At 38.8% G+C, this 19,392-nt stretch carries 16 protein-coding genes; 8 read left to right on the top strand and 8 right to left on the bottom strand.

What is annotated here, in order from left to right:
* Nucleotides 1-12 precede the first annotated feature (12 nt).
* Together H8Z77_RS08790 and H8Z77_RS08785 are read left to right on the top strand one after the other, a co-directional pair.
* Entirely contained in the window at nt 13-2,319 is a 2,307-nt protein-coding gene (locus H8Z77_RS08790) for an ABC transporter ATP-binding protein (RefSeq protein ID WP_186996780.1), read from the top strand.
* On the top strand, nt 2,312-4,165 hold the full coding sequence (locus H8Z77_RS08785) for an ABC transporter ATP-binding protein (RefSeq protein WP_186996779.1): 1,854 nt from the start codon (nt 2,312-2,314) through the stop codon (nt 4,163-4,165). Before H8Z77_RS08790 ends, H8Z77_RS08785 begins: the two co-directional genes overlap by 8 nt.
* A gap of 325 nt (nt 4,166-4,490) precedes the next feature.
* Here H8Z77_RS08785 and H8Z77_RS08780 read toward each other — a convergent pair whose 3' ends face one another.
* The 3 genes from H8Z77_RS08780 to H8Z77_RS08770 are packed head-to-tail and all read right to left on the bottom strand — an operon-like array spanning nt 4,491 to nt 6,449.
* Nucleotides 4,491-5,441 carry a DUF4097 family beta strand repeat-containing protein gene (locus tag H8Z77_RS08780; protein WP_186996778.1) on the bottom strand — a complete coding sequence of 317 codons (951 nt, stop codon included), beginning with the start codon at nt 5,439-5,441 and terminating at the stop codon, nt 4,491-4,493.
* Between the two features lie 4 nt (nt 5,442-5,445).
* Nucleotides 5,446-6,102 (bottom strand): permease prefix domain 1-containing protein, encoded by a 657-nt coding sequence (locus H8Z77_RS08775; RefSeq protein ID WP_186996777.1) that lies wholly within the window; start codon nt 6,100-6,102, stop codon nt 5,446-5,448.
* The gene (locus tag H8Z77_RS08770; protein ID WP_069987620.1) at nt 6,087-6,449 is read right to left on the bottom strand and encodes a PadR family transcriptional regulator; all 363 of its coding nucleotides are present in this window, start codon (nt 6,447-6,449) and stop codon (nt 6,087-6,089) included. Before H8Z77_RS08770 ends, H8Z77_RS08775 begins: the two co-directional genes overlap by 16 nt.
* A gap of 252 nt (nt 6,450-6,701) precedes the next feature.
* Here H8Z77_RS08770 and H8Z77_RS08765 point away from each other — a divergent pair, with 252 nt between their 5' ends.
* Entirely contained in the window at nt 6,702-8,303 is a 1,602-nt protein-coding gene (locus H8Z77_RS08765; RefSeq protein ID WP_186996776.1) for an ABC-F family ATP-binding cassette domain-containing protein, read from the top strand.
* Between the two features lie 107 nt (nt 8,304-8,410).
* Here the strand turns inward: H8Z77_RS08765 and spo0A are convergent, their stop codons facing one another.
* From spo0A to H8Z77_RS08740, 5 genes are all read right to left on the bottom strand, one after another.
* Nucleotides 8,411-9,187, bottom strand: coding sequence for a sporulation transcription factor Spo0A (gene spo0A / locus H8Z77_RS08760; RefSeq protein ID WP_069987625.1), 777 nt, complete (start codon nt 9,185-9,187; stop codon nt 8,411-8,413).
* A 645-nt stretch (nt 9,188-9,832) separates the two neighbouring features.
* Entirely contained in the window at nt 9,833-11,158 is a 1,326-nt protein-coding gene (locus H8Z77_RS08755) for a sodium-dependent transporter (RefSeq protein ID WP_186996775.1), read from the bottom strand.
* A 271-nt stretch (nt 11,159-11,429) separates the two neighbouring features.
* Nucleotides 11,430-12,296, bottom strand: coding sequence for a hypothetical protein (locus H8Z77_RS08750; protein ID WP_186996774.1), 867 nt, complete (start codon nt 12,294-12,296; stop codon nt 11,430-11,432).
* Nucleotides 12,290-12,988 carry an ABC transporter ATP-binding protein gene (locus H8Z77_RS08745; RefSeq protein ID WP_186996773.1) on the bottom strand — a complete coding sequence of 233 codons (699 nt, stop codon included), beginning with the start codon at nt 12,986-12,988 and terminating at the stop codon, nt 12,290-12,292. Before H8Z77_RS08745 ends, H8Z77_RS08750 begins: the two co-directional genes overlap by 7 nt.
* A complete protein-coding gene (locus tag H8Z77_RS08740; RefSeq protein ID WP_333724051.1) occupies nt 12,985-13,347 on the bottom strand; it encodes a GntR family transcriptional regulator in 363 nt (120 codons plus the stop codon). Before H8Z77_RS08740 ends, H8Z77_RS08745 begins: the two co-directional genes overlap by 4 nt.
* Nucleotides 13,348-13,605: 258 nt before the next feature.
* Here H8Z77_RS08740 and H8Z77_RS08735 point away from each other — a divergent pair, with 258 nt between their 5' ends.
* From H8Z77_RS08735 to recG, 5 genes are all read left to right on the top strand, one after another.
* A complete protein-coding gene (locus tag H8Z77_RS08735) occupies nt 13,606-14,373 on the top strand; it encodes a TIGR00282 family metallophosphoesterase (protein ID WP_186996772.1) in 768 nt (255 codons plus the stop codon).
* 131 nt (nt 14,374-14,504) lie between these two features.
* On the top strand, nt 14,505-14,765 hold the full coding sequence (locus tag H8Z77_RS08730) for a stage V sporulation protein S (protein ID WP_069987638.1): 261 nt from the start codon (nt 14,505-14,507) through the stop codon (nt 14,763-14,765).
* 511 nt (nt 14,766-15,276) lie between these two features.
* Nucleotides 15,277-15,627 carry an Asp23/Gls24 family envelope stress response protein gene (locus tag H8Z77_RS08725; RefSeq protein ID WP_069987641.1) on the top strand — a complete coding sequence of 117 codons (351 nt, stop codon included), beginning with the start codon at nt 15,277-15,279 and terminating at the stop codon, nt 15,625-15,627.
* A gap of 17 nt (nt 15,628-15,644) precedes the next feature.
* Entirely contained in the window at nt 15,645-17,279 is a 1,635-nt protein-coding gene (locus H8Z77_RS08720) for a DAK2 domain-containing protein (RefSeq protein ID WP_186996771.1), read from the top strand.
* Nucleotide 17,280: 1 nt separating this feature from the next.
* Complete coding sequence (gene recG / locus H8Z77_RS08715) at nt 17,281-19,314, top strand: ATP-dependent DNA helicase RecG (RefSeq protein WP_186996770.1); 2,034 nt, start codon at nt 17,281-17,283, stop codon at nt 19,312-19,314.
* The last annotated feature ends 78 nt before the right edge of the window (nt 19,315-19,392 follow it).

Below are 19,392 nucleotides of genomic sequence, written 5' to 3'. Positions count from 1 at the left end.
GAACATTAGCCTATGCTAAAATTGATTAAGTATCTAAAACGCTCTATCATTCCAATCTTGGCAATACTAGCTTTATTGGTTGTGCAGGCAATGTGTGACCTAGCTCTGCCAGATTATACATCAGTTATCGTTAATGTAGGGATTCAACAAAATGGGATTGAATCCGCTGCCCCAGAATATTTAAGTAAAACGACTAAAGACCATTTGGGTTTGTTTTTAACCCAAGACCAAAAGCAGCAATTAGATAATAGTTATACAGAATTATCTCAGGAAGAGTTCCAAAAAACAAAGTATTATAAACAGGAATTGTTCGATGAGCAATTGGAACAGAATCCAGATTTGGCCATAGAAACTTTTTTTAAAAGAAATAAACTTTCCGAACAGGAACTTTCTGATTTGGAAACAATGTTGGCAAAACCTGTGCTGATTAATGATTCGATCAACCAGGCTTCCTTAAACCAGGAAGATAGTTCTCAAACCAGTGAAAACGCAGAAAAAATGCAGCAGATGTTTTCCCAGCTAACAGCAGCTATTCCGCCTCAAGCACTACAAAATGCCACTAATTTATGGGATATTCTTGAACTAGTTCCTGAGCAGCAGATGCAAGCAATATTGGAGGAAATGGGGAAACAATTCGATGATATGCCAGATAGCATTCTAGCCCAAAGCGCTATTCCAGGGATAAAAGCGGAATATGATGCCATCGGTTTAGATACAGGCACGATGCAAATCCACTATATTATTTTTTCCGGTTTGCAGATGTTGGGCATTGCTCTAACGAGTATGTTGGCAACAGTTATTGTAACTTTCTTGGCAGCACGGGTTGCCGCATCCCTTTCCAGAGAATTGAGGAAACAAGTATTCACCAAGGTAGTATCCTTCTCCAACACTGAATTAGACCATTTTTCTACCGCTTCTTTAATTACCAGAAGCACCAACGATATCCAGCAGATCCAGCTGGTGATGGTAATGCTGCTTCGTATTGTGTTCTATGCCCCGATTATTGGCGTTGGCGGTGTGTTAAAGGTAACAGGGACCAACGGCTCCATGACTTGGGTAATAGGAATAGCGGTTCTTGCAATTCTGGTAATTGTAGGAATTATGTTTGCGGTAGCGATGCCAAAATTTAAGAAAATGCAAAAGTTGGTGGACCGCTTGAACCTAGTTACCCGGGAAATCTTAACTGGTTTGCCCGTTATCCGTGCATTTATCACCCAAAAATATGAAGAAAAACGGTTTGACAAAGCAAATAAGGATTTGACAGGGACGAACCTGTTTGTAAACCGTGTGATGTCCTGTATGATGCCAGCTATGATGTTTATTATGAACTCTATCGCTATTTTAGTCGTATGGGTAGGCAGCCAAGGGGTAGATGCCGGTACCATGCAGGTAGGGGATATGATGGCTTATATCCAGTATACCATGCAGATTATTATGGCATTCTTGATGATTTCCATGATTTCGGTTATGTTACCCCGTGCTTCGGTTGCAGCAAACCGTATCCAGGAAGTATTGGACACTGATGTCTGTATCAAAGACGTTAAGGCTCCAGAAAAATTGGATCAGGTAAAAGGGGAACTGACATTCCAGGATGTTTCTTTCCGTTACCCAAATGCTTCGGAAGACGCTCTTTCCCATATTTCCTTTACTGCGAAACCAGGGCAGACTACTGCTATTATTGGTAGTACTGGAAGTGGGAAATCCACGCTGTTAAATCTGATTCCGCGTTTTTATGATGTAACAGAGGGCCAAGTTTTATTGGATGGTGTTGATATAAAAGAGATTTCTCAGCACTTTTTAAGGGATCAGTTGGGATACGTACCACAAAAGGGTGTTTTGTTTACTGGAACTGTTCAATCCAATATTAACTATGGCGTTCCGGAAGAAGATACAGAACATGCGAAAAAGGCGGCTGAAATTGCTCAGGCAACGGAATTTATTGATAAACTGCCGAAAGAATACGATGCTCCTATCGCCGAAGGGGGTACTAACGTATCTGGCGGACAAAAACAGCGTCTTTCCATCGCCCGTGCGATTGCGAAAAATCCGAAAATTTATCTGTTTGATGATAGTTTTTCTGCGTTGGACTTTAAAACAGATGTTGCCTTGCGGAAAGCGCTGAAAAAACAAACTGGAAACAGCACTGTTATTATTGTAGCGCAGCGTATTAGTACCATTTTAAATGCAGAACAAATTTTAGTGCTGGATGAAGGAAAGATTGTAGGAAAAGGCACTCATAAGGAATTGATGCAAACTTGTGAGGTATACCGCCAGATTGCTTCATCCCAGTTATCAGAGGAGGAGTTGGATCATGAGTAATAATAAAAGAAGAGTTGGTCCAATGGGGCCTCATGGCGCAGGCGGAATGGGTTCCGGTGAAAAGGCAAAAGATTTAAAGGGTACCATCAAAAAGTTGATGAAATACCTTGGAAAATTTAAAATCGCCATTTTAGTTGTTTTTGTGTTTGCGATTGGTAGTACTGTCTTTTCCATTGTAGGGCCAAAAATATTAGGGAATGCTACCACTGAGGTATTCAATGGTATTGTTGGGAAACTCTCTGGTGGAGCAGGAATTGATTTTGGAAAAGTTGGTCAGATTCTAATCTTTTTGCTGGGCCTATATATTGTTAGTATGCTGTTTGCCTTTCTACAGGGCTTTATTATGACAAAAGTTTCCCAAACTGTTTCTTATCGGATGAGAAAAGAAATTTCTGAGAAAATCAACCGATTGCCAATGAAATATTTTGATACCAAAACCCACGGTGAAGTGTTGTCCCGTGTAACCAATGATATTGATACCTTAGGTCAGAGCTTAAACCAGAGTTTGACCCAGTTGATTACCTCGATTACATTGCTCATTGGTATTTTGGTGATGATGTTTTCCATTAGCTGGTTGATGACAGTAGTGGCATTGCTGATTTTACCAATCTCCATGGGATGTATTTCAATCATTGTAAAGCATTCTCAAAAATATTTCCGTTCCCAACAGGAATATTTAGGGCATGTTAATGGTCAGGTAGAAGAAGTATATGGCGGACAGAACATTGTAAAAGCGTTTAATAATGAAAAAGGTGTTACAGACGAGTTTAACCAAATGAATGATACACTCTATAGTTCCGCATGGAAATCCCAGTTTTTATCTGGTATGATGATGCCAATCATGACTTTTATTGGAAACTTAGGCTATGTTGCGGTTGCTGTATTGGGAGGATGGCTAGCAATTAACCAGACCATTACCGTTGGTAATATTCAATCCTTTATCCAATATGTAAAAACATTCACTCAACCAATCAACCAGATTGCCCAGGTAACGAACCTGTTACAGGCAACCGGTGCTGCAGCAGAACGTGTCTTTGAATTCTTGGAAGAGGAGGAAGAAGATCAGTTCGCAGAACATCCAAATCCAATTACCGAATTACAGGGAAGTGTCCAGTTCGCTCATGTTAATTTTGGATACCGCCCAGATAAAACCATTATCCATGATTTCTGCGCAATGGTAGAACCAGGACAGAAAGTGGCAATTGTAGGACCAACTGGTGCTGGAAAAACCACGATGGTAAAACTGTTGATGCGGTTCTATGATGTTAATCAAGGTGCGATTTTAGTGGATGGATACGATATTAAGGACTTTAACCGCAGTGACCTTCGTAAATTGTTTGGGATGGTATTGCAGGATACCTGGTTATTTAATGGAACCATTATGGAAAATATCCGTTATGGCCGTTTAGATGCTACAGATGAAGAAGTAATCGAAGCGGCGAAAGCAGCCCATGTGCATCATTTTATATCCACATTGCCAGATGGGTACAATATGGTATTAAATGAAGACGCAAGCAACGTATCTCAAGGACAGAAGCAGTTGTTGACCATTGCCCGAGCCATATTAGCGGACCCAAAAATCTTGATTTTGGACGAAGCGACCAGCTCGGTTGATACCCGTACAGAGGTACAAATTCAAAAGGCAATGGATAACCTGATGAAAGGCAGGACCAGCTTTGTCATTGCCCATCGTTTGTCTACCATACGGGATGCAGATATGATTTTGGTCATGAAAGACGGAGATATTATTGAACAGGGGAACCATGAAGAATTAATGGCACAGCATGGTTTCTATGAAAACCTGTATAACTCTCAGTTCGATAAAACATCCGAAGTAAGCGCGTAATGATAAAATGGCAGATTCGATTAAGAATCTGCCATTTTCATTGTGATTCGCTTTTTCTATAGGGTTTCTAAGAGAAATAGTGGATAAGATATTGAAAAAGTGGAAAAAGCTTATTGTTGAACATGTAATACAACATAAAACATATTTGCTAGCTGTTATGATAGATTGCTGAGTGAAAAAATTACTGATTCTTTCATAGGATGTTCCCTAAAAAGCCAGTTTTTCTATTTTGAAACCGCCATCATACATCATGTTGATATGTGAACTTGTTTATACATTATCCCTTATTCAAGGCGAAAACATACTAGATATAAAATCTCTCTTTCTATCCGACTTTTTTAATTGTAATATCTCCGCTTAAGGAATTAAATGAAAATTCAGACTTTCCATTTTTATAGTTGCCTTTATCCTCTTCCTGGGTAACAGAAAAATCACATTGTAGTTTACCACTCACTGTATCTTTGTAATAGCAGAAACCATCATTTTCCGGAATGGAAACAGTAACTTTTCCACTAACAGTATCTGTTGTAATTTGATCAGGACACACTTGGGAAGTGAGGTTTAACTCTCCTGAAACACTATCAAATTCAACATCTCGTATAGAACCAGAAAGGATAACGTTTCCGCTCGTGGTATCTACATCCATTTTTTCATTTACTACCACTTGTTCCCCTTGTATACTTCCACTGACAGAATCTGCAGATAGGGCACCTGTTGCGCATTCTCTCAATTTTGAATCCCCAGAAGTAGTATTCAACAAGATTTTTTCTGTTCGGATCCCCGAAATGTCAATTTTGGAGGATACACTATCTATACTGCATTCGTTTAGATGTTCCGCAATGCTTTTGGGGAGCTTAATTTCCAGGCTTTTTCCTTTTCCATTGATACTGCCAAACAGGAATGGGAAATGTTTAGCCCCCTTATATTGTATGGTTAATTTTCCATCTTTGTATAAATAGTGTAATTGATCCTTTGGGGCTAAATTCTGGGCATTAGTCTCGGAAAACTGTACAGTTGTTCCATCGTAAGGAAGAATGGTAATAGTGCCATCCATCCAGTTTACCTCCAATTCTGTCATGTCAGTTAGTGTTAGTTCATTGGAACCAATCTGATACTGTTCCGAATTGGCGTAATTTCCACCGAAATTCCAATTCACGCCTGGAACAAATGGGATTCTTCCAAACAAGCTGAGGACTAATATTACAATTAGTATAATAGCTGTGCAAGAATAGGCTACAATCCGGATGATAGCTGAGGTGTTTTTTTGTTGACCCATTGTACTACCTCCTTAATTCAAACACGGCCTTTACTACTCCTTGTACAGCAGCAGCGATTAAAAAGAGAACCCATGTAATATGCCAGGCAAATGTGGTAAAGCTGATTATCATATAAATCACTACTGTTATTGACCAGATTGCGCTGTTAATTGCCTTCATCGCAGAACGGTTTGGGCTATATTGGTTGGTTTTCCACTCTTTGAATTCTTCTACCATGCTATCATCTTTTTTGAGATATTTGGGTTTTGTCATGGCATTATAAATAATGAGACCTGTCGCAATTGCCACCATGATAAACATTAAGCTAACACCAATTATTTCATATCCAAATTGTTCAAATAAAATAACAGGGATTACACTGAGAATATATAACATAACGGATATGGAAATTAGGATAGCGGATTTTTTACGTCGATTTTCCAGTTGCTCTTGGGAAAAAGTTTGCGTCCCCTGTTTTAATGTGGAAAGGAGTTCATCTGTATCCCCAATACTGGCAACCGCGATATTATAGGCGGCTTCTGGAGATTTGCCTTCTGCCAGCAAATCGTGATATTTATCCATTAAATTTTGCAGGATTTCCTCTTTTAGTTCAACTGCTTGTTTGGTTGGAGTTACTTCAGAAAATAGTTCTTCCATATATGCCCTTAATTTGTTTTCCATGATGACTTCCCCTCACTTTCTTCGTTTTCTATTAATAGGTCAATTAGTTTTTTAGAATGATTCCACTCTTCTTTTAGCCTGTAATAAGCCTGCTTACCTTCTGGCGTAATAGTATAGTATCTCCGCCTTGCTCCAGTAGTTTCATTCCCCCAATAGGAACAGATGTAACCAGCATCCTCCAGACGGCGGAAAGCAGTATACAATGTAGCTTCTTTTAGTTCATATTGGTTTGCTGTTTTGCGTTGGATTTCTTTGTTGATCCGATAACCATAACTATCTTCTTTTAAGAGGTGGGCCAGAATGATAGTATCTGTATGGCCTCGGATTAAATCAGATGCAATTGACATGACCGTACCTCCTTTTTCTATTATACATTAAATCATATAATACCTCGTCTGTCAATGTATATTGGCAAAAAATCTAATAATCCTATTAAAATAGTTAAGTTGTACAAATAGAAATAAAACTGATTGTACAATGTTTCTATTCTTTTTCCAGTATTGCTCTGGAAAACAAGTTTATTTTATGTTACAATAGACCCTGTTTATCAATGGATTATTCTAATACTGTTTTCGATAGAAAAAAGAAAGGAATTCAATATGATTACTGTATCCAATGTTAGTATTAATTTTGATGGGCAAAATTTATTTTCCCATGTGGATTTAAAGTTCGCGGCAGGGAACTGCTATGGGGTAATTGGGGCGAATGGCGCCGGAAAATCTACCTTTTTGCGTATTTTATCCGGCGATTTGGAGCCTTCTACCGGTGAGGTTTCCATTCAAAAGAATACCAGAATGTCTGTGTTAAAACAGGACCATTTTGCGTATGATGAATTCTCTGTGCTAGATACGATTATTCAGGGGAATCCACGTTTATACGAAGTGATGCAGCAAAAAGATGCTTTGTATGCCAAAGAGGATTTCAGTGAAGAAGATGGGGATTTGGCTGCTGAACTGGAAGCAGAATTTGCAGAACTGAACGGATGGGATGCGGAAACGGATGCGGGAAAAATCCTGCAAGGATTGCGTCTGAGTACTGACCTGCTCTATGAACAGATGGGAAGCTTGGGGGATAAGGAGAAAGTAAAAATCCTGTTGGCGCGGGCATTATTTGGCCAGCCGGATATTATCCTGCTGGACGAGCCTACCAACCACTTGGATGTGGAATCCATCCAATGGCTGGAGGACTTTTTGATGGATTATGAAGGCACTGTAATTGTGGTATCTCATGACCGTCATTTTTTAAACAATGTATGCACCCATATTGTGGATGTAGATTATACCCAAATTAAAATTTATGTGGGGAACTATGACTTTTGGTATGAATCCAGCCAACTGATGCAGCGGATGATCAAAGACCAGAATAAGAAAAAAGAGGACAAAATCAAAGAACTGCAAAACTTTATCCAGCGCTTTTCCGCTAATAAGTCCAAATCCAAGCAGGCGACTTCCCGCCGTAAACTGCTGGAAAAACTGGCCGTGGAAGAAATGCCAGCTTCCTCCCGCCGATACCCTTATGTTGGGTTTGAGATGGAGCGGGAACCAGGAAAGGAAATCCTGGAAGTAGAAGGCTTATCCAAAACTATGGATGGACAGTTGCTGTTGGACAATATTTCATTCCGCTTAAATAAAGGGGACAAAGTCGCATTTGTTGGAGAAAATGAGCTGGCGATTACAGCGCTGTTTCAAATCCTAATGGGAGAATTGGACGCAGACCAGGGAAGATATAAATGGGGTGGGACAACAACCCAATCCTATTTTCCAAAGGATAATAATAGTTATTTTGATGGCTGTGAGGATAGCCTATTAAATTGGTTAAAACAATATTCCACCGATGATACAGAAACCTATTTGCGTAGTTTTTTAGGGAAAATGTTGTTTTCTGGAGATGACGTTTACAAACCAGTTAATGTTTTATCCGGTGGGGAGAAAGTCCGCTGTATGCTTTCCCGTATGATGATGTTTCACTCCAATGTGTTGGTATTAGACCAGCCAACGAACCATTTAGATCTGGAATCTATTACCGCTGTCAATAACGGGTTGATTGACTTTAAAGGGGTCATTTTGTTTGCTTCTTATGACCATCAGTTTATCCAGACAATTGCGAACCGCATTATCGAGGTTACGCCAGAAGGGAAGCTAATCGACCGCTTATCCACTTATGATGAATATTTGGAATATAAAGAAAGTTTAGAGGCTTAACCGAATAGGTATTGCTAGTGCTTTCAATACAATAACAGGGTACCCCTTACAAGGGGTACCCTGTTTGTTCGACAATTATCATTTTAATAAAAAGGCAATCATTACATTTAAGCGGTGTGTTCTTTTTTCATTTGCAAACGCAACTTGTCCGCAATCATTGCGATAAATTCAGAGTTAGTTGGTTTCCCTCTGCCATTGTGGATCGTATAGCCAAAATAGGAATTTAAAGTATCCACATCTCCACGGTCCCAAGCAACTTCGATTGCGTGACGGATTGCACGTTCTACACGGGAAGAAGTGGTATCGAATTCTTTTGCAACGGTTGGATACAATACTTTTGTTACCGCGTTAATCATATCGGAATCTTCGATGCAGTGCATGATAGAAGATCTTAAGTAATGGTATCCTTTAATATGTGCAGGTACACCAATCTGGTGGATTACCTGTGTTACCATAACTTCAATATCTTTTTCGGTTGGGTCAGAGTGGATAGAGTGAGGAGTATCATTTTTATGAGAACAAAAATCCTCAATAATAGATGCGACCATATCCATCTCAAATGGTTTTAAGACACAATAAGCTGCACCGTTCCTCATTAACTCTTTTTCCAAAAACTCGTTGTCGTAAGCTGTCATGACAATAAAGATTGGTTTTGGAAGTTGACGTTGGTTTACCGTTTTCATTACGCTAATTGCATCCATTTTTGCCATAAAGGAATCCATTACAACAACATCTGGATGTTCCAGTTCAATCTTTGACATAATTTCTCCGCCATCTTTTGATGTCAAGATAGTTTGAAAACCTCTACCTTCTAACACTTTACGAAACAATATGCCAAAGTTTGCTGTATCGTCACCAATTAAAACTTTTATCTGCTGATTCATATGCTATCCTCCTATAAGGTGAAAAATCTTACAAACATAGATTACCATAATTTGTAATATGATGCAATAGCTTATTGGAAAAATTTCCTAAAAAAAGAAAAACTTGTAGATTATATCATTATCATCTTGATTCGGCAAAACTTAATTGTCAATATTTAACAAATTAGTTTTTTTATTTCCGAATCATCAAATAGTAAATTTATCTTTTTTTCAGGAATTAAGAGGGAAACCATAAATATTCCATATTATGGATACTATTATTATATCAGTTCCCAATCTATGATACAACTAGAAAATACGAATAGCTTTCTTTTTCGACATATTTACTAAAAATAAACTGGAAAAATTTCTACAGAAATGACGGAAAATGTCGTATTAGAAAGAATCGTTCCATCCAAAGAAGTTGTTATGATGTTTGTCAAGTGCTTTTGTACTATTATTTTTGGAAAAATTTCAATTTTCCCAAAATATATATGGGAAGCAAAAAGAATTAGTTTGTAATAATATGGGTAAATTGACATTGATGATTTGTCAAAATAAAAAAGATTAGAGCCTATTTTGTGACAACAAGGAAGAAAAGGCGTATATAATTGTTAATTGTACAAAAAAACTGTGGGTAATGAAAAATAAACCCACAGTTTTTTCTTATCCAACAATTGTTTGATAAATATTTATAAATCCACTAATGGTTACAATTAAAACTAAAATAGGGGTTAAAAACCGGATACATAATACCCAAACTTTTTGCAGTTTAAATCCAGGACAACCATCCTTGATTTCGTCTACCAGGATATTGGGATTCCACTTCCAGCCTACAAACCAGCACATTAAAATTCCGCCGATTGGTAACAGGAAGTTATCCGTTAACAACCCAACCAAATCAAAGAAAGTATAGCCAGCTAATGTAACATCAGCCAAAGGACCAAAAGAGAGGCAACTTGGGATACCCAGTAAGAAAATAAGCCCACCTACTAATAGTACAGCTTTTTTACGGCTCCAGCCCATGCTTCCCACTACAAAAGAAACAACAACTTCTAGCAGAGCGATTGCGCTGGTTACAGCAGCAAATAGTACTAGTGCGAAGAAAAGGATCGCAAAGATGGAACCACCAGCAATTTCAGAGAATACCTTTGGCAATGTTCCAAAAATCAGACTTGGACCTTGGCCAGGTTCTAGACCAAACGAGAACACCGCAGGGAAAATTGCAATACCAGCCAATACAGCAATAGTAGTATCCATAATGGCAACATGACCACAGCTTCTTGGGATATTTTCTCCTTTTTTTAGGTAACTTCCGTAGGTAATGGTAATCCCCATACAAAGGCTAAGGGAATAAAAAACCTGCCCCAGTGCTGTGCTGATAGAAGATAAGGAAAAACTTGATTCAGATGGGGTAAAAATAAATTTTAATCCTTCCCCAGCATTTGGCAGGGTAACATTTCTCACAATTACAACTAATAATAGAATAAACAAGGTGGGCATCATAAATTTACTTGCTTTTTCAATGCCACTAACCCCTTTTAGACAAATCAGTACTGTAATTGCCATAAATACAAAGTGCCACAGGGTTGTTTCTGGACCATTGCTGGTAAAAGCAGCAAAATCCGCTGGCGCCTGAAATGTGGTAACATAACTGATAACATATTTGATAATCCAGCCACCAATGACGCTGTAATAGCTTAGAATCATCATCGCAGAAAGCACGCCGAATACACCTACAATGCCTGCTTTTGGATGGATTTGTCGATAGCTTGCTACAGGGTTTTTTCCAGTATAACGGCCAAGGCTCATTTCCAGCATCATCACTGGTAAGCCTAAAATAACAATAAACACTAAATAAGCGATCAGGAAGAAAAATCCCCCATTACTTCCCATTAAATAAGGAAACTTCCATAGGTTTCCTAAACCGATTGCCGCGCCTGCTGTTGCAAGCACAAAGCCCAACCGGCTGGCCCATTGATTTTGTTTCATTCTTGATACCTCACAATTATTATAATTTTTGTTTGTTAGGGCATTCTTTATTTTTGGCGAAATAAGCCATATTTACTATCATAACAAAAACAAAGAGCTGAATCAATGAATTAAGTTTTATTTTGTCAAAATTCATAAATGTTTTATAATTTGATTGTAAGAAACATCCTATCTTGGCAGGATAATTGTGAAAATAAAGATAATTGCTTAAAACAAAAAACATAAGTGCTGTAGATCATCTACAGCACTTATGCCATTGAATGGGTTATCTTTATTTTACGTTGATTTTGTGTTTCATCAAATACTTGGTGAGGAAAAATAGCACAATGATAAAGAGGATAGAGGTGAAGATACTTCCTACACCAATTGCATTTGTAGTAGTAGAAATAGTAGTTGTCGCACCTGGGTCAGCGGTAGCGCTATTGATTCCCTCCACAATAGCATTTTTCATTTCTTCAAACATGGTGTGGGTAGACCATGTGGCACCTCCAGTGATTGGGTCAATGACAATGGTAAGGGGAATAAACAGCATTGCGACAACACCAAACAATTCTACAATAATATAGGTAATCAACAAAAATACGACAGAAAAAGCAATATTGTTTTTTAGAAATTTTGAAGTGTTCGCCAAAGAGATGGAAAAGAATACTTCAAAAGCAAATAGCAAAGTAGAAGCTATCATAGCGATTAATAAATAGAGGAACATGGTTGGACTTGTGCCGTATAATGTTTTAATGATTTCAAAAAATTGTTTCGGATCCGCATCTAATGCCAAAAATGCAATTCCAGCACATGCGAATAGTACAACGATTGTGGTTGCGATTAACCAGGTGACAAATACAATAATCCTGCTAGAAAGTAATGCGCTTTTGGATACTGGAAGAGTCTGGGTAAGATAACCTTCCCGCCCATACATACTGCGATAAAACCGCATGATAATCACAACATATGTGAAGATAAACAAAAAGATAGTACCTAATACCAATAGGATAATTGGAATAATCGTGGCTGCAAGGATATTTTTAAAAATCAACTTAAACATCCAGCCTACCAAAAACAATACGACAACCCCTAAATAGCTAATAGGGAGTATTTTTCCAGTTGCGTGGAATTCATGTTTTAATAATTTGCCTAACATCGAAATACCTCCCTGAACAGTTCATCTACTGATTTTCCAGTTTTCAACCGAATATTGTCCACTTCGTCCTGCATAATCAATTGGCCGTATCCCAATAGGATTACAGAATCGAAAATACGTTCCACATCATTGATTAGGTGGGTGGAAAGAATAATCGAAGCATTTTCATTATAATTATTTAGAATTAGGTTTAATAGGCTATCACGGGTAGCAGAATCCACACCACTTAAAGGTTCATCTAAAATATAAAGCCGGGCAGCACGGGACATTACTAAAATTAGCTGCAATTTTTCTTGCATCCCTTTGGACATCGCTTTGATTTTCTGTTTTGGATGAAGATGGAATCGTTCCAATAATTCCATGGCTTTCTTTTTATCAAAATCATGATAAAAATCTTGGAACATATCAATGGCATATTCCGCTTTCATAGAATCAGATAAATAGGTTTTTTCTGGAAGGTAAGAAACAATGGATTTGGTGTACCGATCCGGTGCATGCCCATCAATCAGTACGTTGCCTTGATAATCGTTGATTAAACCAGCCATAATTTTCATCAATGTAGTTTTGCCGCAACCATTTGGGCCTAATAGACCAACAATCTGCCCTTGTTCGATTGTGAGGTTTAAATTTTGCAGTACAGGAAAACGGTCATAAGATTTATTTAGATTTGAGATTTGTACCAATGGATTCATTGTTTCACCTCCATAATAATTTTGGCAACCTGCTCTTTGGTATAACCCAAAGAGTACATTTGGTTTAAAAATTTTTGGATCAATTCTTCCGCATAGGTTTTTTGCATCGTTTGGATCACCTCAGTATGTTCTGTCACAAAACGACCAGAGGTACGTTCGCTGTACAGCAAACCTTCTCTTTCTAATTCTGTCAACGCACGCTGCATCGTATTAGGGTTTACACCAAAAACGGTGGAAAGGTCGCGGACAGATGGAATGCGTTCCCCTGGTTTTAATTCGCCAGCAACAATGGATTGTTTTATCTTCTGCATAATTTGAAGATAAATTGGTATATTGGAATCAAATGCAACTTGATTCAAAAGATCAGCCTCCTTATTTACTAGTTATTTCACAGAAAGCTCACCTCTAAAAGAGATCTCTTTGTATTATTGTATTAAACTTATAATACAATAATACAACTGAAAATAGAATTTGTCAATAGGGGAGACAAAGTTTCATTCACCATTGTAAAAGGTTCCCTTGAAGAATTTTTTCAGATATGGTATCCTTGTTAGTAAGTAAACATACAACAATTCACTCATACAGTAGAATTAGAAATGGAAAGGATTCAAAGTAAAATGAATTTATTATTTATTGGTGATGTGGTCAGCCAACCTGGCTGCAATATCATCCGTCAAAAATTATCCAATCTAAAAAAGGAATACCAAGTAGATCTGGTAATTGCCAATGGTGAAAATTCTGCTGTAGGAAATGGCATCCTGCCAAAGTCAGCTGATTTTTTGTTTGATTCTGGTGTGGATATTATCACATTGGGGAACCATACCTTTAAACGGCGTGAAATCTACGATTATTTAGAAGAACATGAACATATTATACGTCCTGCGAACTATCCATCTAGCGTACCAGGAAAGGGTTACTGCGTTTACGATATGGGGCGTATTTCAGTGGCGGTGATTAATCTGATAGGTCAGGTTTATCTGGATGCTAACAATTGCCCATTTCAAGCAGTGGATGAAATCTTAAAACAGCTGGATACCAATATTATTATTGTGGATTTTCATGGGGAAGCCACTGGTGAAAAAGGGGCGATGGGATATTATTTGGACGGCCGTGTCAGTGCAGTTTTAGGGACACATACCCATGTACAAACCGCTGATGAACAGATTTTACCACAAGGCACCGGCTTTATCTCAGATGTTGGGATGACCGGTCCAATCCAATCTATTTTAGGGGTTGCACCAGATTGTATTGTAAGGAAAATGACGACCCATCTGCCAACTCGGTTTGAAGTGAGGGACACTCCTTGTATGATCAATGCTGTTTTTCTGCAAATTGAGGAAAAAAGTGGTCATTGTGCCTTAATTCAACGGTTAAAAATAGTGTAAAGATACAAAACAATAAACAAACTATTGAAATTTTTATAAAATTATTATAATATTATAGTATTAGAAAAAACATCGCTATAGGTTAAAACAATTTACAATCTTAGCACACTATATGAAGGAGGGTTTTAGCAATGGATATTCTAAAAGTTTCATCAAGATCAGTTCCCAATTCAGTAGCAGGAGCGATTGCTGGAGTAATCCGTGAAAAAGGGGCTGTAGAAATTCAGGCTGTTGGTGCAGGGGCTACCAACCAGGCTGTTAAATCAATTGCCATTGCTCGGGGCTATTTGGCTCCAACAGGAGTAGATTTGGTTTGTATTCCTGCATTTGGTAATGTCGAAATTGATGGGGTAGAAAGAACAGCAATTAAGATGATTGTTGAGCCAAGATAAATCAGCTTAAAAATAAAAGGGGAGGTATTGTACCTCCTCTTTTTTGCTGTAAACAGAAAAGTTAGGGGTTTTATTTAGGCAATGATTGAATAAGAATAGATCATATGGTATAATATATAAAATAATAAATGATTGAAATGCAAATCAAGTGGTTTACAAACGGGAATTATTTTGCTTATGGTACATTTGTGACGCATCCCAATAAAAGCAGCATTGTATTCGTACAGAGAGTATTATTAGATATGAATTTTATAGTGTACGTAGGAAGATGTAAGATCCCGATACGAAGCAACTTTATACGGTCGCTATTTTATTTCACCTAGTTTTCTATCAAGATAGAAGTTATATCAAAGCTTGGTTATTTCTAAAAACGGGTGTATTTCGACCATTTGTAAGGAATCATAATTTTGTTTTTGTCTCATAAAGGAAACAGAAAATTACTGTAATGTACCATAAGGTTTTTGTTGATATTGGTATTCAATAGGACACCTATTATAAGGAGGGAATGTTCATGATTAAATTGGAAAACCATTTGGGATGGATTGATATCTCCCACGAGTTTTTAGTCAACTTAATTGTCAATACAGCTACCAACTGTTTTGGGGTTGCGGGAATGTCCAACTGCAATAACCGCCAAGGACTAAAAGCAAAACTGTTACACAAGGAGCCTTTGGATAAAGGAATTTTAGTGCGGTATAAAAAAGAAAAATTGATCGTGGATTTGCACATCCTTGTTATTTATGGTATGAATATTTCAGCTGTTGTAAAAAGTATTATCAATAAAGTACGTTATGCTGTGGAGGAAGTTACCGGCATTACAGTATCCAGTGTAAATGTATTTATTGATGGGATGAAGGCATAATGGAGGATGATTGAAAAGTGATTGATGGACAGATTTTTAAGGACGCTGTAATTTCTGGCGCTTACCATATTGCAAACCAAAAAAACCGTGTGGATGAATTAAATGTGTTTCCTGTACCGGATGGGGATACAGGGACCAATATGTCCATGACAGCTTTGGCTGCTGCGGAAGCTTTATTGGCGTTGGAAAATCCAACGGTATCCCAGGTAGCGGATACAACGGCATCTGCTATGTTGCGGGGCGCCCGTGGAAATTCCGGGGTTATTTTGTCCCTGCTGTTCCGTGGAATATCCAAGGGGTTAAAAGACCAGAACGAATTGACAAGCAATAATCTGGTGGATGCTTTGCAGTCTGGTGTAGAGGCAGCTTATAAAGCGGTGATGAAACCAACAGAAGGGACTATTTTAACGGTTGCCAGAATGGCGAAAGAAAAAGCGGAAGAATTGGAATACTCTACCAATGACCCTGTGGTTTTATTGGATAGTGTGGTTGCTGCCGCGGAGGATGCTTTAAATCAAACCCCTGAAATGCTTCCTGTTTTAAAGAAAGCTGGTGTAGTAGACGCTGGCGGGATGGGATTGCTGGTGATTTTACAGGGAATGTTAAGCGTGATCAAAGACGGTGTAAAAATAGAGCGAGAAACCGATGCTGTCACTACGAAACTGAACAATCCTGCTGCGGAGTACGAAGGGGAAATTACCTTTACCTATTGTACTGAATTTATTGTAAACCGTAATAGCCAATCTTCCCAAGACCCAGTTGCTTTGCGGGCTTATTTGGAATCGATTGGGGATTGTGTAGTTGTTGTGGATGACGAAGAGATCATCAAAGTCCACGTACATACGGACAATCCTGGAAATGCGATTCAAGAAGGGTTGAAGTATGGCTATTTAACCAATATGAAGATTGATAATATGCGCCATCAGCATGCGACCAAAGCCCATCAGGCAAAACAGGCGAAAAAGATGGCAGAATATGTTGCGGTAGATCCAGATGTGGAATTTGGATTTGTTGCTGTCGCTGCTGGACAAGGGTTACAGAATTTATTTGTCGATTTAGGGGTGGATAAAGTTGTAAGTGGTGGTCAGACCATGAATCCTAGTACAGAGGATATTTTAGAGGCGATCCACTCTGTTCCAGCAAAACATGTTTTTGTCTTGCCAAACAATAAAAATATTATTATGGCAGCAGAGCAGGCTGTAAAACTGGCAGATAGGAAGGTATGTGTATTACAGAGTAGGACAATTCCACAGGGGATTACTGCCATGATGGCATTTGACCCGGATGCCTCTTTCTCAGATAACCGTGTTGCTATGACAAAGGCTTTGGACCATGTGGCAACTGGTCAGGTGACGTTTGCAGCAAGAGATTCTGACTTTGAAGGCCATAAAATTAAAAAAGGCGAAATTTTGGCGATTGCCGATGGAAAATTGAGCTTTACAGAAAAAGAAATCAATAAAGCGGCGTATAAATTAATCAAAACATTGAGTAAGAAGAACAGCCAGTTTGCTACCATTATCTATGGTGCGGATGTAACTGACCAGTTGGCAGAACAGCTATATGCAACTGTTTCTTCCAAATTGGACCATTTGGAAGTCAATATGATCAATGGCGGGCAGCCGGTGTATTATTATATTGTTTCGGTGGAATAAGATGAAATTTTTAGAACAACCGATCCATTCTTTAAAGGGAGTAGGCGTAAAGCGCGCCCAGCTGTATGAAAAGCTGGGTGTCCTTTCGGTCTATTCCCTTTTAACCTATTATCCAAGGGATTATATAGATTTTACCCATCCCAAACAGATTTCTGACGCAATCATAGGGGAGAGCTGTGCTATTTTTGCCAGAGTATATAAAAAGCAGCCAGAACAGAGGATACGGAAAGGCCTGGTGCTGTATAAGGTATTTGTAACAGATGGAATCTCCGATATGGTTATTACCATTTACAACAACAAATATGCCTACATGGGCTTGGAATTGGACCATGATTATCTGTTTTACGGCAAAATTTCGGGGAATTTTGTGCGAAAGGAAATGAACTCACCGCTAGTTCTGCCGCCAGAGGGCCAGTTGACCATGCAACCAATTTATCCTCTAACTGAAGGGCTCACCTCTAAAATGATTATTACCAACCAAAAAGAAGCTTTATCCTATGCGACGAAAGAGGCATGGGAACCGTTCCCTAAATGGATTTTGGAACAATATCATCTGTGTGGATGGAATTACGCCATGCAGCAGATTCATTTCCCGAAAAATAAATTTGAGTGTGCTATTGCCCGAAAACGGCTGGTATTTGAGGAACTGTTGGTTTGGCAAATTGGTATGATGCTCCTTCGGCAAAACGGGCTGGAACAAACAGCCGTTCAAATAAAGGATACAGACTTATCCCCATTTTTACAGCAGCTTCCTTTTACTTTGACAGATGCACAACTGCGGGTAATTCAACAATGTGTGGAGGATTTCCAGAAAGAAACACCAATGAACCGACTAGTGCAGGGAGATGTTGGATGTGGTAAAACAATGGTGGCGGCAGCCTGTTGCTACTTGATGGCGAAAAGCGGCTTTCAATCCGCTATGATGGCGCCAACTGAAATTTTGGCAACCCAGCATTATGAAACCCTGTCCAATTTATTGGAACCATTGGGTATCCATGTCTGCCTTTTGACTGGTTCGATGACCAAAAAACAAAAAGATACAGTAAAATCGGGGATTGAACTGGGAAGCTACCAACTAGTAGTTGGTACTCATGCGTTGGTGCAGGACAGTACTGTGTTCCAAAAATTAGGGTTGGTGATTACCGATGAACAACACCGTTTTGGCGTGGGACAACGGCAAAAACTCGCCAGTAAAGGGGATCACCCTCATGTTATGGTCATGTCAGCAACCCCAATCCCCCGTACGTTAGCGTTGATTTTATATGGGGACTTGGATTTATCTGTGATTGACCAACTTCCAAAAGGCAGGCAAACTATTGATACTTTTGCCATTCCTCCAAGCAAACGGGAACGGGCTTATGGGTTTATCCACAATTTATTGGAGCAGGGTAGGCAGGCATATATTGTTTGTCCGATGATTGAGGATTCCGACCGGGATGCTGCCAATGTTGTGGCTTATGGGGAACACCTAAAAAAAACCTGTTTAAAGGATCATACCATTGGAATTTTACATGGAAAATTGGCAGCCCAGGAAAAAGATGATATTATGAACCAATTTAAGCAGGGAAAACTGCAATTACTAATTTCTACTACTGTAGTAGAAGTTGGGGTGGATGTCCCCAATGCGGTGGTGATGATGATCGAGAATGCCGAACTGTTTGGGTTATCCCAAATGCACCAATTACGTGGGCGTGTTGGACGTGGTACCGAGAAATCTTACTGTATTTTGGTTTCTGGCTTAAACACACCGGAAAACCGACAGCGTCTGGATACTATGTGTAAAACTACCAATGGCTTCCAGATTGCGGAACAGGATTTAAAACAGCGGGGACCAGGAGACTTTTTTGGTAAACGCCAGCACGGTATGGTCAATTTTAAACTGGCAAATATGGTAGAAGATATGAAAACATTGGAAACTACCCAGGCTTTAGCACAACAATTGGTGCGGGATGATCCCGGGTTTTATTCCCCGGAACATCAAGGTTTAAAATGGCTAATTGAACGGCTGTTCCAAGAAAAAGAAACCGCATTATAAAAATTTTGATTGGATGATGGTGGGAAACATATAAGGTTAACAATCGAAAAAACGCAAGATTTTTTGATAAATGACAAA

It is taken from the genome of Clostridium facile (assembly GCF_014297275.1).
In the GTDB taxonomy this organism is placed as follows: Bacteria; Bacillota; Clostridia; order Oscillospirales; family Ruminococcaceae; genus Massilioclostridium; species Massilioclostridium facile.
Note: the sequence above shows the minus strand (reverse complement) of the source record. Positions and strands in the feature narration are given on the sequence as shown.

What these genes read in the sequence shown, in the direction of transcription:
- H8Z77_RS08790 (WP_186996780.1), top strand. Translation starts at nt 13, where the DNA reads ATGCTAAAATTGATTAAGTATCTAAAACGCTCTATCATTCCAATCTTG.
- H8Z77_RS08785 (WP_186996779.1), top strand. Translation starts at nt 2,312, where the DNA reads ATGAGTAATAATAAAAGAAGAGTTGGTCCAATGGGGCCTCATGGCGCA.
- H8Z77_RS08780 (WP_186996778.1), bottom strand. Translation starts at nt 5,441, where the DNA reads ATGGGTCAACAAAAAAACACCTCAGCTATCATCCGGATTGTAGCCTAT.
- H8Z77_RS08775 (WP_186996777.1), bottom strand. Translation starts at nt 6,102, where the DNA reads ATGGAAAACAAATTAAGGGCATATATGGAAGAACTATTTTCTGAAGTA.
- H8Z77_RS08770 (WP_069987620.1), bottom strand. Translation starts at nt 6,449, where the DNA reads ATGTCAATTGCATCTGATTTAATCCGAGGCCATACAGATACTATCATT.
- H8Z77_RS08765 (WP_186996776.1), top strand. Translation starts at nt 6,702, where the DNA reads ATGATTACTGTATCCAATGTTAGTATTAATTTTGATGGGCAAAATTTA.
- spo0A (WP_069987625.1), bottom strand. Translation starts at nt 9,187, where the DNA reads ATGAATCAGCAGATAAAAGTTTTAATTGGTGACGATACAGCAAACTTT.
- H8Z77_RS08755 (WP_186996775.1), bottom strand. Translation starts at nt 11,158, where the DNA reads ATGAAACAAAATCAATGGGCCAGCCGGTTGGGCTTTGTGCTTGCAACA.
- H8Z77_RS08750 (WP_186996774.1), bottom strand. Translation starts at nt 12,296, where the DNA reads ATGTTAGGCAAATTATTAAAACATGAATTCCACGCAACTGGAAAAATA.
- H8Z77_RS08745 (WP_186996773.1), bottom strand. Translation starts at nt 12,988, where the DNA reads ATGAATCCATTGGTACAAATCTCAAATCTAAATAAATCTTATGACCGT.
- H8Z77_RS08735 (WP_186996772.1), top strand. Translation starts at nt 13,606, where the DNA reads ATGAATTTATTATTTATTGGTGATGTGGTCAGCCAACCTGGCTGCAAT.
- H8Z77_RS08730 (WP_069987638.1), top strand. Translation starts at nt 14,505, where the DNA reads ATGGATATTCTAAAAGTTTCATCAAGATCAGTTCCCAATTCAGTAGCA.
- H8Z77_RS08725 (WP_069987641.1), top strand. Translation starts at nt 15,277, where the DNA reads ATGATTAAATTGGAAAACCATTTGGGATGGATTGATATCTCCCACGAG.
- recG (WP_186996770.1), top strand. Translation starts at nt 17,281, where the DNA reads ATGAAATTTTTAGAACAACCGATCCATTCTTTAAAGGGAGTAGGCGTA.